Below are 16,163 nucleotides of genomic sequence, written 5' to 3'. Positions count from 1 at the left end.
ATTTGATTATCGTTCCCAATCAGCCTCTGTAAGCTCTTTACCCTGCATTTTTTCCTGTAAAAACTGAAACAGAACAAAAAGAATCGGGGTAATAAAAAGTCCCAATATTGTTCCTACCACCATTCCGAATATCGCTGCATAACCAATAGAGTGGTTACCCATTGCAGATGGACCGACAACAAACAGAAGAGGTGTCAGACCAGCAATAAATGCCAATGATGTCATCAGAATCGGGCGCAACCGCGCTTTTGCTCCTTCGACAGCCGATGCTACCAGGCTCTTTCCAGCCTGTCTGCGCTGTATCGCAAATTCGACAATCAAAATACCATTCTTTGCCAGGAGACCAATAAGCATGACCATGGCGATTTGTACATATATATTATTGGACAATCCTCCAAGGCCAATACCAAAGAACACACCAGACAATCCCACAGGAATACTTAAAAGCACTGCAAATGGCAACATATAGCTCTCATATTGTGCAGACAACAAGAAGTAAACAAAGACAATACAAAGAATAAATATCATTGTCGTTTGCGAAGTAGCCTGACTCTCCTCTCGGCTCATCCCTTTGAAATCGTAAGTATACCCTGGAGGTAACACCTGTTCACTCACCTCTTCTACAGCTTGCATAGCCTGTCCCGTACTGTAACCTGGAGCAGGAACCACCGTTAGATTAGACGCATTAAATAGATTAAAGCGTTCGACCACCTCAGCACCTGTAGTAGACTGTAGAGTCACTAGTGTATTTATAGGTACCATTTCATTGTTAGCATTTCGAACGAACAACCCATTAAGCGCTTGCTGGTCGTTTCTGGTCTCAGGGGTAGACTGGACTAACACCCGGTAATATTTACCAAAGCGATTAAAATCGGAAGACTGTATACTACCGAAATACCCCTGCATAACCCCCATTACATCAGCGACACTAACGCCAAACTGTGCAGATTTCACTTCATCAACAAGAACTTCAAACTGTGGATAAGATACATCGAATGTTGTAAACGCAAAGGCAACTTCAGGACGCTGCATAAGCGCTCCCATCATCCCATAAGAGACGTTACCAAGTTGCTCTAACTCTCCATTCGTACGATCCTGCAATACCAACTCCATTCCACTAGTATTACCGAATCCATCCACTGTTGGTACGTTCAGCACCAAAAAATTCGCTCTGTCATCTGTAGACAATGTCCCTTGTAACTCTCCAATTACCTGATCGATACCAGCACGGGCAGCCTGAGGCTTCAACTTGACGAACAAACTACCAGCGGATGATGACATTGCTCCTGTAAATAAACTCAATCCCTCCACTGTCATCACTTCCAATACAGCAGGGTGCTTCAACAAGACATCCTCTGTATCTGACATAACTGTTGCCGTATTGGATTTAGATGTACCTGGACTTAAGTTAGCCGTAACAATCACAAAACTCTGGTCTTCATCCGGTATAAAGCCTTTTGGCGTAGTCATAGACATCCATACGAAAGCACCTCCAAAGACAAACATCAACGAAAATGCAATCCATTTATGTTTCAACATAAAGAGGATAGACCTTCCATAGCGATTCGTCATCTTATTAAAAGAAGCATTAAATCCGTGGAAGAACCGTTGTTTGAATCCTAACTTAGCCATACCATTCGAACCATGCTCCGAACGTAAGAACAGCGCACACAATGCGGGGCTTAGCGTAAGAGCATTGACCGCCGAAATAAGAATAGCAATCGCTAATGTCAGTGCAAACTGTTGATAGAACAAGCCTGTAGATCCCTCCATAAAGGCAACAGGGATAAATACTGCCGACATCACTAAGGTAATCGAAACTATCGCTCCTGAGATATCCCCCATAGCCGATACCGTTGCTGCCCTAGAACTCAGTTTTTTGTGTTCCATCTTCGCATGCACCGCTTCCACCACCACGATAGCATCATCCACCACAATACCGATAGCGAGTACCAACGCAAATAGAGTCAATATATTGATAGAAAACCCAAATAGACTCATAAAGAAAAACGTACCGACAATAGATACAGGCACAGCTATAGCTGGAATCAACGTCGACCGGAAATCCTGCAAGAATATATAAACAACGATGAATACCAGGATAAACGCTTCAATCAATGTCCATATTACCTGACTTATCGACTGATCCAACGATTCTTTTGTCGCATAAGGAATCGTATACTCCATCCCTTCAGGGAACGACTTAGCCAATTCATCCATACGTTGTTGCATAGCGATCTGTACCTCATTCGCATTTGATCCCGTCATTTGGAAAATAGCCATAGTCACCGCATCCTTCTTATTATAGCGGGACGACACATTATAACTATATGCTCCAAACTCGACCGTAGCTACATCTTTCAAGCGTAACACCGACCCATCGGCATTTGCCCGTACGACGATACCTTCATATTCCTCCGGTTCCGTAAACTTCCCTTTGTACCGAAGTATATACTCCTTAGCTTCATCTGTCAATTCTCCAAATCGCCCTGGTGCAGCCTCCAAGTTCTGGGACTGAATAGCACGTGAGATATCATTTGGAGTCAGACCATAAGCATTCAGCTTTACGGGATCCAACCAAACCCGCATCGCATAGTCCTTATTTCCGTATGCCATTGCATCCCCCACACCTTTAATCCTTTTGATTTCTGGGAGAATATTTATTTTGGCATAGTTTTCCAAGAACAAGTCAGACATCTTTCCATCCGTAGAAGTCAGATTGATCATTGCGATCATACTATTCTGCCGTTTCAAGGTCGTAATACCAGCCTGGATAACCTCCGCAGGAAGCTGATTCGTGACCTGCGCTACCCTATTCTGGACATTAATAGCCGCCTGATCAGGATCCGTTCCTAATTTAAAAATCACGGTAATAGTCAACGTACCGTCGTTACTCGCGGTCGATGTGATGTAATCCATATTTTCTACTCCGTTGATGGCATTCTCCAATGGCGGTGCCACCGAACGAGCGATAGTCACCGCATTCGCTCCCGGATACACAGCCATTACCGTGACAGTTGGAGGTGCAATATCCGGGAATTTCGTAATAGGTAGACTGATCATACCAACTACTCCCAGAATCACCAACAAAATAGATATAACAGTAGCCAAAACTGGCTTTTTTATAATCTTCTTTAGCATAAATAAAAAATGAAAGTGATAACGTATTAGTTATTTCTGTTCTTGGCCCTTTTCGCTTTTAGCAACTACAGCAGTACCGCTCTGTAATCTATCAAATCCTCTGACTACGTACTTGTCGCCAACCTCTACACCATCCGAAACAATAAAATCCTGTCCTACTTTACCCACAGCCGTGATAGGTGTCTGTTGTGCTTTACCTTCTTTATCCACGACAAAGACAAACAGTTTTTCCTGAATTGATTTAGTTGAAGCGATCGGAACCAATACCGCATCAGTAAGCTGTTCTTTAAGAATAATCTTACCTGTGTTGCCACTCCTTAAGAATGCTTTGGGATTGTCAAAACGGGCGCGCAGCGTGATTGCTCCAGTTCCTTTGTTGAATTGCCCTTCGACCGCATCTATACGTCCAGTATGTTCATACCCTTCTCCGTCAGACAACTTCAAGGCAACATCTTCCACTTTCTTTAACTTTTCGTCCATTGTATCTCCGGCATACTGGCGCTGGAAACGAATAAACTCATTTTCGCCCATACTGAAATACGCGAATATCTGGCGATTGTCCGACAACACCGTTATTGCCTCAGGATTTGTAGGAGCCAACAAACTTCCTAGACGGTAGTTAAACCGACCTACGAAACCATTTAATGGAGCCTTTATCGTCGAAAAATCAACATTGATTCGCGCAGATTCTATCGCCGATTTTGCCTGACCAACTGTTCCTAAAGCTGCTTGATAGGCTGCCTCCGCTTCCTTTACTTGCAAATCGGACACAATATTGCTTTTGACGAGTTCCTTTTTGCGATCTAAGTCAATTTTTACATTTACCAAATTTGCCTGTGCACTCATCAGCACAGCTTGTGCATTACGCAATTGCTCTTGATAAATCCGATCCTCGATTTTAAAAAGAACCTGTCCTTGACGCACATAAGCTCCTTCCTCCACATATATTTTGGTAAGATAACCCGAAACCTGTGGGCGGATCTCTACATTGGAAATTCCTTCCAAACTAGCCGCATATTCTTTTTTTAATTCAACATTTGATTTCGTAATTGTCGAAATCGGAACCTCCATTGGCCCGTTATTAAAGTCTCCGCCCTTTTCATTTTGCCCGCAGCTAGCCAGCAGAACAAATGAAAGTAACCATAATTTGAATGATTGTGACACGAATTTTTGACGCATAATATATACCCTTTTTTATTTTTCCGGACAAAAATCGCATAAAAAGAGCGAGTATAAAATGGTGCTTAAGCGCCAATATTTGTCCAAAGGTCGCTTCATAACGTCGTCCAATAACCGCTAAGACAGTACTGTGACAATTATTTGAAGCTATAAGTAGGAAAAAAGGCTATACCACTCCCCGGGACTTATAGAAAGTTGGAGAGAAGTCGGTGTGCTTTTTGAAAAACTTGCTAAATGACGCCTGATCCGTAAATCCCAACGCATAAGCAATCTCCTGAATAGATAATTTCGATGTTCTTAAGAGTAGCTTGGATTCCAACACAAGCATTTGACTGATAATTTCCTTGGGTGTTCTCAACATAGTCTTTTTGACAACACGGCCCAAATATTTTCGGCTCACAAAGAGTTGATCCGCATAAAACTGAATATCATGTTGCTGCCTGAAGAACTGCTTTAATAAATGGAAAAATTCCGAAGACAACGCTTCTTCCCTAGGTGATTTTGGCGTGACCAAAACAGTTCTGCTTAAAAAGGCTACAATCTCATGAACGATAAGCGAAAAAAAATGGAACATTATACCATCTATCAATGGAGCCTCCAGATGGGGAGTATTAAGGCGTTTCAATTCCAGCATATAAAATTCCATACGAGCAAACAAGTCTGGCTCATTTCGGATGATATCCTGAGATTCGTTCAACAGGGTTGCAGAAACATCATTGGAAACAAAACTTAATCCAACACTTTCCAAAACTTCTTCTGAGAAGAACATATACAAGGCTACATAATCATCCGAGATATAATCAATTCTAAAAGATCTAGAATTATTGGTAAACAGAATATCTCCGGCCTTTAATACATATTGCAATTCCCCTTCCGTATACCGGACGAAACCTTCCTTGATCAACAATACACCAAAATAATCGGCCCTATACAACAGATTTCTTTGCATAAGATAATTAGCCTTATTAACCTCAAAAACAATATAGTCATTGGTTTTGAGATTAAAATTCAGATGCGCCTGCAGATCATCTAAGGTAACAACGGACAAATATGTAGAACTCATGAGAAAATAGAAACTTTAGTATTCACCCGCCCATGCCATGTGAGAACGATGACTGAGACAAAAATCTCTGTTTAGCCCGATATCTTGAACAGCACAATGTAATATTTTTGTCGAAAAGTGATATGATTTTTCAATCTTAATCGTTAATTAACATGGTTATTCTTAATATTGAACATATATTAAAACTAAAAACTCATGAAACTAGTTAAAACAGCATTATTTGCAGCGGCATTATTTTCCGCACAGTTTACATTTGCACAGTTTAAGCAAACACCTTTACCATACGGATACAATGCATTTGAAGAGTCAATCGATGCGAAGACTATGGAGATACACTATTCTAAACACGCTGCTGCCTATACCGCTAACCTAAACAAGGCAATTGCAGGAACTGCAGCCGAAAAAGGAAGTATTGAACAACTGCTATCAAAAATATCTGGTCAAAGTGCAGCAGTTAGAAATAATGGTGGAGGTCACTACAATCATGAGCTTTTTTGGACAATCTTGACTCCAGAAAAAAACACAAAACCTTCTGATAAATTAGCAAAAGCCATCAACGAAACTTTCGGTTCTGTAGATGCCATGAAAGAGAAAGTAAATGCTGCTGGAGCTTCTCGTTTCGGTTCAGGTTGGGCTTGGCTTTCTGTTGACAAAAACGGCAAATTGTTCGTTAGTTCGACACCTAACCAAGACAATCCATTAATGGATGTTGTAGAAGAAAAAGGAACTCCAATTTTAGGTCTTGACGTTTGGGAACATGCCTATTACCTAAAATATCAAAACAAACGTCCTGATTATTTAGCAGCTATCTGGAGCATCATCAACTGGAAAGAAGTAAGCAACAGATACGAACAAGCATTAAAGAAATAGCTAACTTGTAAAATAAAAAAGCATCCCTAGGGATGCTTTTTTATTTTACAATGTTTTAAATTCCTTATATAATAAGAAGAGGTGTGCCGCGGACCAACTAAAATGCGGTGCCTTCAATCGCTTACCTGTACGCGCCTCATAATTTTCGTGAATTGGACCTTCCTCCTTCAAGCCCTCGAGACGATCAAACACCTGCTCTGTATATGAATCTGCGAGCGATGCATAACCATAACGTCTCAATCCAGATATCGCAAAATAAACCTGATCTAACCAAATTGGTCCTCTCCAATATCCTCTATCCATAAATTTTTCTTCTGAGATAGCCGCAGTAGGGAAAGGTATAAATGTTGAAAATTTTGACGTATCACTCATCACCTTTACCACTGCATCGGCCTGTGTTTGGGTTGCCAAGCCTGTCCACAGTGGTGCCCATCCCTCTGGCCCAAAGTGTTCGATCCATTCTCCCCCTAGTCTACGGTCAAAAAAATAACCTCTATCCCTATCAAAGAAAGTAGTCACGACATCCTTGTCCTCGTCTTCAAAAGACTGTCCTAAAATAACAGCGAACTTTTTCAGATATTGCTTTTCCACTTTTAAATAAGCATTTAGCTCGACCGACTCTTGATTCATACTCCAGGCATTAGAATTATTCTGAAGCATTTTTGCATCGTCAAAACGTATGGCATTATCCATACCGCTTTCCCATTTTGCAGCCTCCAATGTTCCATCTGTCGCACCATACTCACAAATACCGTTGTGGTCATGATCCCTATTCATATACCACCAATTATGATAGCGGACCAACTTACCGTACATCTCCTCAACAAAATCCTTGTCCTTATCAACTTCGTAGATCTCATTTACAGCCCATGCTGCCAATGGAGGTTTAGAGTCTCTATAATTATTTTCCTTACTGTCTGGATAAATACAATCTGCAACCATTCCTGCACTATCCTGAAAGTCAAACATGGCGCGTACCTGATTTTTTGCCAGGTTAACATCTACATGAGCTATCGCTACGGCATGCTTCCACGAATCCCAAGCCCATAAACCGACAAAATAATCGGCAACATGAGATGGCACTATGCCGTCATGCTTTATGTCCTCTCGTGCAGAACGCCAGTTACTCATAAGCGTAGCTACACTCTTAACCATGACTCGATGCGCCTCAAAAGATAGTTCCGCTCTAAAATTTGGTTTCAGATAGCGTTCCCATCTCATACTTTGCGCTTGGATCAGGCTTCCCTCCTCATTAACAATCCTCCTCCCATTTTTTTTAGCATCCTGTTTATGAAAACCTTTACGAAAATGCGTAATCGCGACAACATGCTGCTTCCCCATCAGCCTGCCGGTATACCGCTCTGCCTTGGTACTCAACGTCACCCCTTCCGAAAACGACAGCATAATTACTTCACCCCTCTGATTTTCAGTCCAAATATGACTTCCATCTTGTCTCCATCCCCCTTTCGAAAGTACTCCAGAGATCCAAACAGGATCAGCTGAGCTATTCGTTATTACCAACAAAGACGTTGAATCCGACAATATCCGGAGTGTCTGCTCGACTTTTCCTCCTTTATAATTTGACCGCATCCATAAACGGTCTACATAAGAGACGACACTATCTTGTCCCAACCGATCAAGTTGACCTTCTCCCTTCGGTTCCCCACCCAACACCTCCACAATTGCAGAACTCCACCAACTACGAGCGGCTAAATCATAGGGGCCACAAAATGCAGCTACACTCGTGTCCAAAGGAACACCATAGCCCAACCATGCCCCCCCATCCGTATATAGTGGATTGGTAAGACGTTTTGCTGCGTTCGGATCCTGTCTTATATCAAATAAATTATAGTAGTCGTCCATATTAAAATCACCCTTGTCCAGCTTAGTTACTGAACTAGAACAGGCCATACTGAAGACTGATAAAATGAACACCCCTATCCAGGAAAAATATTTTAGCATATTAGATTTTTTAAAAAGAACAAAAGAATGTAACCAAAAACGGTACCGTGAGATCTACAATTATACCGTGCGAAATAGCTACTACCACGTACGTTCTCCCACTATATTGCGAGATAATAGGCAAGCAGGTGTCCATGCTGGTAGCACCAGCCGCTGATATAGGTGCTAACCGTCCAAACCAACGTACCAATAGCGGAGCGGCCAAAAGGGCAAATATCTCCCGCATGATATTAGACATCAATGCAATTGTCCCTAGAGCTACACCTTTATATTTAGTAATAAAAATACTTGATAGCGAATAATAGCCAAATCCAGAACCTACCGCCATACTTTCGGTTATCGACCATTCGGGTATAAATACTCCTACTAGAGCAGTTCCAAGCAAAGTTCCTATTACGGTACCTATTGGAACCAATAGAATCTTCCAATTGGTCTTCCGCAAAGAATGAATCAATTCCTTATCGTAGCCTATACTCAATCCTACCAAAAACATCAATACATACAGCACGTACTGACTAGTATTTACCGAGAAAAAATCCGGAGGAAATACATCACCTACCCCAGAAAGAATCCCCAGTACGAAAAAACCGACAATAATCAGACTACCCTTCATGTTTTTGAAAAAAAAACTTGTAAAGTGCCCAAGCACAAAAGATACTTCCGATCAATGCACCAGTTGTAATCAACAGAGCCTGTATCCCTAACGTACTAAGACTAGACAGTAATTGCGCATTCGTCCCTACTTCTCTTCCCAATAGAAAAAGCAAAAAGTAAATAACAATAGAAATCCATTTTCCGACATGTCGAAAATGAGGGATTGACCTAACGCCAATCCCTACACCTACTCCGACCACCATGATACCGAATACAATTAACATATTTTTTAGTTTACTTTGTCGTTTGACTTAATTTCCAACAAAGGCGTTGGATAGAAGTTATGACTACTCGGATCAAAATTTGTCCTTCCTATCGCGTGCAATGCTTCCTTCGTTTTGCCCCATCTTCTCAAATCATAAAAACGCGTATTTTCCAATGCAAATTCAACGATACGTTCATGTTCGATTTGTTTTCTTACCTGTTCCTTATCCAATCCTGAAGACAGTGCTGGCATGTCCGCGCGCTTGCGTACCTCATTTATAAGAGGAATAGCATCACCAGACTTACCCTGTTCATTTAGTGTTTCGGCCAATAGCAACAGGACATCTGCATAGCGCATTAGAGGCAAATTGACAGCGGTTCTAGATTTATTCAAGTCATCAAATGTCGCTGGAAGATATTTCCTAAAACTCATACGACCGGAGCCCTGCTCGAACCTTTCATTGTACGTCTTTCCATAAACCCTTGGGGTATTGACATCGTTAAAGTAAGGATCCTCACAGAATAAAGTTTGATAGAGCCTCGAGTCATAATTTCCAGTAGTTGCCACCCTTCCTTCTTTTTTAAACTCAGACAACAACATGTTACTTGGAGTAATCTCATCCCAGCCTCCAAGTTCGCCCGTAGCAATCCATTTATGTATAGCCGTACGATAACTTGCTCCATTGGCTGTATTATCGGTAAACTGAAGCTCGAAGATAGATTCTTTGCTATTTTTATTGGTACCATCAAACATTGACAGAAAGTTCTTCTCTAATGTATAACCAGTTACATTTCTAAATGCCTTTTCTGCCTTATCCAGCATTTCATCCCGTCTCGAAGTCTCTTCGTAGGCTCGGGTCAGGTAACAATACCCCAAATATGCATAGCCAGCACCTTTAGTAGCTCTCCCCACATTAGCTTCTGTATGCTTAGGTGTCAAGCTACTCACCGCTTCTTCCAAGTCTTTAACAATAAAATCCCACACTTCTATACGCGACGATAGCTCTTTATTAATTTGACTTTCATTCGTTATGTATACGTCACGCAGAACTATTTTTTCCCAGTTCAGCAACAGCTTCATATGGTAGTAGGCACGTAAAAACTTTGCTTCAGCTACAATTTGATTTCGATAGTTTACATCCATATCAATTGTTGCTACCTTCTCTATCACTTGATTTGTAAAGGCGATCCCCGTATAATTGATATCCCAATATCTGGAAAATTGGCTATTCCCATTGGTGTAGGTAAAGTTATACAGTTCCACCCAAGTCTGGTAATTCATCGCATCACTTCCTATAACACAAATATCTTCTCTATAGGTTTCAACGGGAAACTTGATTTCAGAGAATTCCCATACATCTGTAGAGGATTCCAATTGAGAATATGCGGATGCTAATCCAGCCTCTGCATCGGATGCATTTCGCCAGAAATTACCTGAGGTCAACTGATCTGGTGCAGATAACTCTAATCTATCACTGCAGGACACTGTCGCCGAGGCCAAAATCAAGCAGAGAAATATATGTTTAAGTGTTGTTCTTTTCATCTTTATCAATTTTTAATTAGATATACGATCTATTATCTTAGAATAGAAACTGTAAGCCTAAAGTATAGGATTTGGTGAACGGAAAGATATAACGATCTACTCCAGCGCTCAGCACTCCCGAACTCCCAAATTCAGGATCTATACCATTATACTTGGTCCATGTAAATAGATTCTGTCCACTAATATAGAATCTTAGATTTTCTGATTTGATTGCCCCGAGAACATGCTTCGGTAATGTATAGCCCAGTTGTATTTGGCGTAAACGGATGAAATCACCTGCTTCCAGGAAACGCGTCGACTCCCGGCTATTCCCATTAGGATCTCCTAATACTGCTCTAGGCACATCCGTGTCCCTATTATTTTCAGTCCATGCATTAAGAGTACTACTCAGAAAGTTCGATCCCGAGCTCATTGCCTCAAAGAAGTAACGGTTGCCATTATATAGTTTATGTCCCCATCCGCTCCCCAACAATGCAGACATATCGAAACCTTTATACGATGCTCCTAATGTAATACCGACTTCCAACTTAGGTAGACCAGTACCACTGTACTGTTTATCGTCATCATTTATGCTTCCATTGCCATCGCTATCGACAAAACGAATATCCCCAGGTTTGGCATTAGGCTGTAGTAATTTTCCGTCAGCATTGACATAATTGTTCACTTCATCCATGTTTTGGAAGATACCATCGGTCTGATACAAGAAAAACCCTCCTATAGGAGATCCGATACGCGTCTGGTTCGGGAAGTGTTCGGACCCAAATTTAAGCCCCACTCCATATAGTGTCTGATCCTCTCCACCTAAAGAGATTACTTTATTTTTTAAGGTAGCGAGGTTAACACCGACATTATAGGCAAAAGGATTATTTTGATTAGTATACTTCAATTCCAACTCAAATCCGCTATTCCGGATTTTACCTACATTCAATACTGGGTCTACCAAACCAGACGAAGGCGCTATCTTTTTCGTAATCAATAGATCTTCAGTGGTATTGGAGTAATAATTTATTGCCCCCTTTAAAGTGTTATTAAACAAGCCAAAATCTGCACCTATATTTTGAGATACCGTAGTTTCCCAACCAATCTCTCTATTCTCCAAATTGGTAGCGATGCTTCCTGGCCAAGGATTCCCTCCTCCCCTTACATAACCTCTTACCAAACTATTATCGGAGTAGATTAAAGCCTGGTGGTCATAATATCTCAACGCAGCTTCATTCCCTAGCTTACCCCAGCTACCACGCAATTTGAGTTGATTTACCAAGCCCCCTTTAGGAAAGAATTCCTCTTCATCAATTTTCCACCCCAGTGCTAAAGAAGGAAAATTACCGTATCTATTATCTGGCCCAAACTTAGAAGATCCGTCCCTTCGTAAAGTGAACTGAAGTAAATAACGATTTGCGTACGTATAATTAATACGACCGAACACCGAGAAACGATTGTACTGATACTTTGACCCTGTACCACTGTATGTTCCTCCTCGCCCGGCGTCGATTGTCATAAAATAGGGATCCAAAAATCCTTCTGCCACCTCCTTGGTAACTAATCCTCCATTCTCAACCGAGTACACAATATTCTTTCCTTCTACCCCGATTGCATTCCAGTTGGACTCCTGCAGTGTTAATGATGTACCTAACAAAGCATTGATACTATGCTTATCAAAATCAGCTTGGTAATTTAACAGATTGTCCACAACCTGTTCCTGCCAATAGCTTCTTTCCTCACTGTAATAAGGATATTCGTAAGGGTTCTTTTCGTCCGAGGTAAATGCTGGTGTATGATAATATTTCTGGTTATTTATTCCATTAAATGCATAACTCGTCTTAAATGTGAGTCCTTTCCAGATGTCTACATTCACAAAGGCATTTCCTGCAAACTCTTGATTCTTGCTCCAACTTGTTTTGAAATATTCATCGGCCACCACATTTACGTTATTGGGTATGCCCCCCCAATTGGTTAAGCCAAAACCTCCGGACTGCTTGTCATCATAAATAGGCACCAATGGTGATATCATATAAGCTTCTTTTAAATTAAAATTAGGCCCTTGATATTTGGAATTAGTATACGCCATATTTCCCTCTATCGTAAATATATTCTTACGCGTACTTAGCTTCATCCGAACATTTTCCTTTTTAAAGTTATTCGCGATAACCACACCTTTGTCATTTCCGAGATTAGCAGATAAAGAATATCGGGTATCTTCAAATCCTCCCCGCACTGCGACACTATGTGCCGTATTTACCCCTTTCCGAAAGACCGCATCCTGCCAATCCGTATTAGCAGTACCTGGATTATTAATGTAATCGGGTAAAGCCACTGGTGCAGATGAATACTTGTTGTTTTCCTCATACATTTGACGATGCAATTTGACATAACCATTGGCATCCAATACCTCTAGACGATTGGCTGTAGAAGTGACATTGGCAAAACTATTGATATCCACCAATACCTTTCCTGACTTCCCCGCCTTCGTTGTTACAATCACAACCCCATTGGCGGCTACTGAACCATATATCGCCGCAGCGGCACCATCCTTAAGGATCTCCATACTCTCGATGTCGTTAGGATTCACATTACTAATAGAGCCCGGGAATCCATCAATAATATAAAGGGGATCATTACTACCAAAGGTATTAACCCCTCTAATCTTCACCTGCATTCCCGCACCTGCGATACCACTATTTTTTTGTACGTTAACTCCCGCTGCCATTCCCTGTAAGGCTTCAACGGGATTCGATGTCGCACGTTTTGCTAAGTCTTTTGCATCAATAGTTGTAATAGCTCCCGTCACATCGGATTTTTTGAGCGTACCATAACCGATTACCACCACTTCTTCCAACTCCTCATTACCAAGAACCAAAGTTATGTTCAGATATTTTCCTGCCGAAGCCGATACTTCTTGGTCCAAGTAACCCACATAACTGATTTTTAATCGTTCGTTACCATCCACTTCTATAGTAAAAGCCCCATTTCGATCCGTAACAGTGTTCTTGCCACTTTTAAGAGTAGATATACTCACTCCGGCCAAAGCATTCCCCTGCTCGTCACGGATGAGTCCTTTTACTTCATTTTCTTGTGTTCCCTTTCTAGCCTTCTTTAATAGAACTCGTTTACCAGATATTTCATAAGATACCCCACTATTTCCTAGTGCATTTTTCAATAGCGTCTCTAGATTGCCGGCTTGTTCGTCATAAGCGACCAAGGTGTTTACATCAATATCGGAGTTACTAAACATGAAGGAGTATCCATATTTCTTTTCAACCACTTCAATTAGTGATTTTAGGTTTACCGACTTCTTGTCTTTACCATTCACCTCCTGGGCATTAAGGCCAAAAAGTGTCTGGCTGAGGAGCAAAAAGCTCATCAGAATTGGTTTTTTTAGCATAATTTGTTTATTTAAGTGATTACATAATTTGTGTTTTTCGGTCTTATTTTAACGCTGTCTGACGGTTACCTGCTTCCCTTCAATTCTATAATCGAGAGGGGTGATAACATTGATCAACTGTAACATTTCACGTAAACTTTCGGTCTTCACCTTAAAAGTGTACCTCTTGGCAGATTTAGCATGTTCCCAATCCATTTCCACACCATACCACCTTTCTAGCTTTTTGACTACCACATCCAACGATTCATTCTCAAAAATCAGCTCTTCATTCTTCCAAGCACTATACTGTATGGCATTGTTATCTTGACGGAAAGCATAGGTGTTTTTCTCTTTATCATATCGAATCAAATCGTTTGGCAATAATTTCCGAACCAAGTCACCTTTCTTATTTTGAATATCTACTTTACCACGGAGAAGCGAAACTTCAGTATGTCTATCCTCAGGATAGGCCGATACATCAAATGCTGTCCCTTTGACCACTACGTCCAGATTAGCGGTCTCTACGACAAAAAGAAGATTTTTATTTTCTTTGACATCAAAAAAAGCTTCTCCCTCTAAGATTACCTTACGGTCATTCTGATTAAAAGTATTGTGATACGAGATCTTCGATCCAGCGTTCAACCATACGACCGATCCATCAGGCAACAGCACTTCGGATTTTTGACCCACGTTCGTTTTTATAGTAGTAAGCTGGTTCTGCAGTTGCTCTTGTATAGCATTCTTTTGGATAAAGAAAACGATCCCCCCTCCCAGGAAAAGTAACATCATGGCCACCGCGGCAGTGCCATACCAAAATCGCTTTGGATTGAAAACAAAAACCTTAGGTTTAGGACGAAGTTTTCCATAAACATGATCCCATATTTTATTTTTGGATTTGGTGTCTAATTGAATAGGTTCTTCATCGATATATCGCCATTCTGTTTTAAGCTGATCCATATAAACGCCATTTTTTGGATCCATAGACAACCATGCATCGATCTTATCCTTATCTTCCTGGGTACATCGATTGGAAAGATACGCAGCCAACAGCTCTAAAGAAGGTTTATAATTACTATTCATCGTACTTGGTTTACGATTAATAGACACAGGCAATAATAGAAACCCCTAAAAGAATTTTATTTTTTTTAAATAAAGTTACACAGCCCATATTGCGCCCTGTACGGTCAACAACAATAACAGCGAATTGGGGTCGGATAGCTGATATTTATAGATAATATGGGACTTGATTTTTCGGTAGGCAATAGACATCTGACTTTCGATCGTCTTTACCGAAAGTTGAAGTTCTTCGGCTACCTGTTTATAAGACTTATGAGCATCTTTACAATATTGGTAGATCATTTTACACTTTTCAGGAAGAGCTTCAACTGCTTCATTATAAAAGACAGCAAACTCCTCCATGTTAACACATTCCTGTGCATAAGCTCTGCTCATTTCTTCTGTTGCCCAGATTTCCTCCCGTAGTAGCCTACTATTTTGCGAGCGCAGAACGTTCAACATCCTATTTCGTGAAGATTTATAAAGATAGGTCTTAATATGAAATATACTTAGTGTGGCTCGGTCTTCCCAAAGTTTCACAAAGATGTCCTGAAGACAGTCTTCGATCAACTCTCTATCTCGAGTATAATATCCTAAAAAACGACACAAGTCATCGAAGTAGAGATTGAAGACCTCTTCTACCAACTCTTCATTGAGAAAAAACTCTTTCAGAATGGATTGCTTGTTCATAATTTGGCTTTAAACGAAGCTAAAGAAAAATTATGAAATAACAAACTTCTGACTTATTCGCTATTACATTAGTGCTTCTATCGTCTTTTCTAAATCTACCAAATCAAAAGGCTTGGGTAGATAGGCTTCCGCTCCAGCTTGAGCCGCCAAGGATGCGATATCACTATTTGCAGAACAATAAACTACCGGAATATCTTTGAATCTGGCATTACTTTTCACTAGCTTCGTCGCTTCTATCCCTCCTATATCCGGAATCCAATTGTCCATAATAATAACATCAGGCATCGCCTGCTCAAGACGCTCTATAATATCGTGGGATGTTTCAGAAATTTCAACAATATAACCTGAAGACTCCAATACTATAGAGAAGATACTTAAGATCGTCTTATCATCGTCAAAAATCATTACTTTTTTAGCCATACGTATATCAAAATAAGACT

The 16,163-nt window shown here is 40.8% G+C and carries 12 protein-coding genes; 1 reads left to right on the top strand and 11 read right to left on the bottom strand.

Translation table 11 applies throughout. The features are described from left to right. Nucleotides 1–6: 6 nt before the first annotated feature. The 3 genes from CLV99_RS13500 to CLV99_RS13490 form a co-directional block, all read right to left on the bottom strand. A complete protein-coding gene (locus CLV99_RS13500; RefSeq protein ID WP_133585020.1) occupies nt 7–3,141 on the bottom strand; it encodes an efflux RND transporter permease subunit in 3,135 nt (1,044 codons plus the stop codon). Between the two features lie 30 nt (nt 3,142–3,171). Beyond that, nucleotides 3,172–4,320 (bottom strand): efflux RND transporter periplasmic adaptor subunit, encoded by a 1,149-nt coding sequence (locus CLV99_RS13495; protein ID WP_133585019.1) that lies wholly within the window; start codon nt 4,318–4,320, stop codon nt 3,172–3,174. Between the two features lie 166 nt (nt 4,321–4,486). Continuing rightward, complete coding sequence (locus tag CLV99_RS13490) at nt 4,487–5,383, bottom strand: helix-turn-helix domain-containing protein (protein WP_133585018.1); 897 nt, start codon at nt 5,381–5,383, stop codon at nt 4,487–4,489. Nucleotides 5,384–5,578: 195 nt separating this feature from the next. Here CLV99_RS13490 and CLV99_RS13485 point away from each other — a divergent pair, with 195 nt between their 5' ends. Continuing rightward, nucleotides 5,579–6,253 (top strand): superoxide dismutase, encoded by a 675-nt coding sequence (locus CLV99_RS13485; RefSeq protein ID WP_133585017.1) that lies wholly within the window; start codon nt 5,579–5,581, stop codon nt 6,251–6,253. Between the two features lie 45 nt (nt 6,254–6,298). Here CLV99_RS13485 and CLV99_RS13480 read toward each other — a convergent pair whose 3' ends face one another. From CLV99_RS13480 to CLV99_RS13445, 8 genes are all read right to left on the bottom strand, one after another. Next, nucleotides 6,299–8,215, bottom strand: a complete 1,917-nt coding sequence (locus CLV99_RS13480) for an MGH1-like glycoside hydrolase domain-containing protein (protein WP_133585016.1) — start codon at nt 8,213–8,215, stop codon at nt 6,299–6,301. A 10-nt stretch (nt 8,216–8,225) separates the two neighbouring features. Further along, a complete protein-coding gene (locus CLV99_RS13475) occupies nt 8,226–8,828 on the bottom strand; it encodes a lysine exporter LysO family protein (RefSeq protein WP_133585015.1) in 603 nt (200 codons plus the stop codon). Then, nucleotides 8,818–9,093 (bottom strand): LysO family transporter, encoded by a 276-nt coding sequence (locus tag CLV99_RS13470; RefSeq protein ID WP_133585014.1) that lies wholly within the window; start codon nt 9,091–9,093, stop codon nt 8,818–8,820. The genes CLV99_RS13475 and CLV99_RS13470 overlap by 11 nt, the downstream gene beginning before the upstream one ends. Nucleotides 9,094–9,098: 5 nt before the next feature. Then, on the bottom strand, nt 9,099–10,616 hold the full coding sequence (locus CLV99_RS13465) for a RagB/SusD family nutrient uptake outer membrane protein (RefSeq protein WP_133585013.1): 1,518 nt from the start codon (nt 10,614–10,616) through the stop codon (nt 9,099–9,101). Nucleotides 10,617–10,653: 37 nt separating this feature from the next. Then, nucleotides 10,654–13,998, bottom strand: a complete 3,345-nt coding sequence (locus CLV99_RS13460) for a SusC/RagA family TonB-linked outer membrane protein (protein WP_133585012.1) — start codon at nt 13,996–13,998, stop codon at nt 10,654–10,656. 48 nt (nt 13,999–14,046) lie between these two features. Beyond that, nucleotides 14,047–15,057 (bottom strand): FecR family protein, encoded by a 1,011-nt coding sequence (locus CLV99_RS13455; RefSeq protein ID WP_133585011.1) that lies wholly within the window; start codon nt 15,055–15,057, stop codon nt 14,047–14,049. Between the two features lie 75 nt (nt 15,058–15,132). Then, the gene (locus CLV99_RS13450; protein ID WP_133585010.1) at nt 15,133–15,723 is read right to left on the bottom strand and encodes a sigma-70 family RNA polymerase sigma factor; all 591 of its coding nucleotides are present in this window, start codon (nt 15,721–15,723) and stop codon (nt 15,133–15,135) included. Nucleotides 15,724–15,786: 63 nt separating this feature from the next. After that, the gene (locus tag CLV99_RS13445; protein ID WP_133585009.1) at nt 15,787–16,143 is read right to left on the bottom strand and encodes a response regulator; all 357 of its coding nucleotides are present in this window, start codon (nt 16,141–16,143) and stop codon (nt 15,787–15,789) included. Nucleotides 16,144–16,163 lie beyond the last annotated feature (20 nt).

The organism is Sphingobacterium yanglingense (genome assembly GCF_004363245.1).
Classification (GTDB): Bacteria; Bacteroidota; Bacteroidia; order Sphingobacteriales; family Sphingobacteriaceae; genus Sphingobacterium; species Sphingobacterium yanglingense.
The sequence above is the reverse complement of the archived record's forward strand: the minus strand, read 5'-3'. Positions and strand labels throughout refer to the sequence as shown.

Coding starts and splice junctions, on each gene's coding strand:
- CLV99_RS13455 (WP_133585011.1), bottom strand. CDS start 15,057: ATGAATAGTAATTATAAACCTTCTTTAGAGCTGTTGGCTGCGTATCTT.
- CLV99_RS13490 (WP_133585018.1), bottom strand. CDS start 5,383: ATGAGTTCTACATATTTGTCCGTTGTTACCTTAGATGATCTGCAGGCG.
- CLV99_RS13450 (WP_133585010.1), bottom strand. CDS start 15,723: ATGAACAAGCAATCCATTCTGAAAGAGTTTTTTCTCAATGAAGAGTTG.
- CLV99_RS13465 (WP_133585013.1), bottom strand. CDS start 10,616: ATGAAAAGAACAACACTTAAACATATATTTCTCTGCTTGATTTTGGCC.
- CLV99_RS13480 (WP_133585016.1), bottom strand. CDS start 8,215: ATGCTAAAATATTTTTCCTGGATAGGGGTGTTCATTTTATCAGTCTTC.
- CLV99_RS13460 (WP_133585012.1), bottom strand. CDS start 13,998: ATGCTAAAAAAACCAATTCTGATGAGCTTTTTGCTCCTCAGCCAGACA.
- CLV99_RS13470 (WP_133585014.1), bottom strand. CDS start 9,093: ATGTTAATTGTATTCGGTATCATGGTGGTCGGAGTAGGTGTAGGGATT.
- CLV99_RS13475 (WP_133585015.1), bottom strand. CDS start 8,828: ATGAAGGGTAGTCTGATTATTGTCGGTTTTTTCGTACTGGGGATTCTT.
- CLV99_RS13495 (WP_133585019.1), bottom strand. CDS start 4,320: ATGCGTCAAAAATTCGTGTCACAATCATTCAAATTATGGTTACTTTCA.
- CLV99_RS13500 (WP_133585020.1), bottom strand. CDS start 3,141: ATGCTAAAGAAGATTATAAAAAAGCCAGTTTTGGCTACTGTTATATCT.
- CLV99_RS13445 (WP_133585009.1), bottom strand. CDS start 16,143: ATGGCTAAAAAAGTAATGATTTTTGACGATGATAAGACGATCTTAAGT.
- CLV99_RS13485 (WP_133585017.1), top strand. CDS start 5,579: ATGAAACTAGTTAAAACAGCATTATTTGCAGCGGCATTATTTTCCGCA.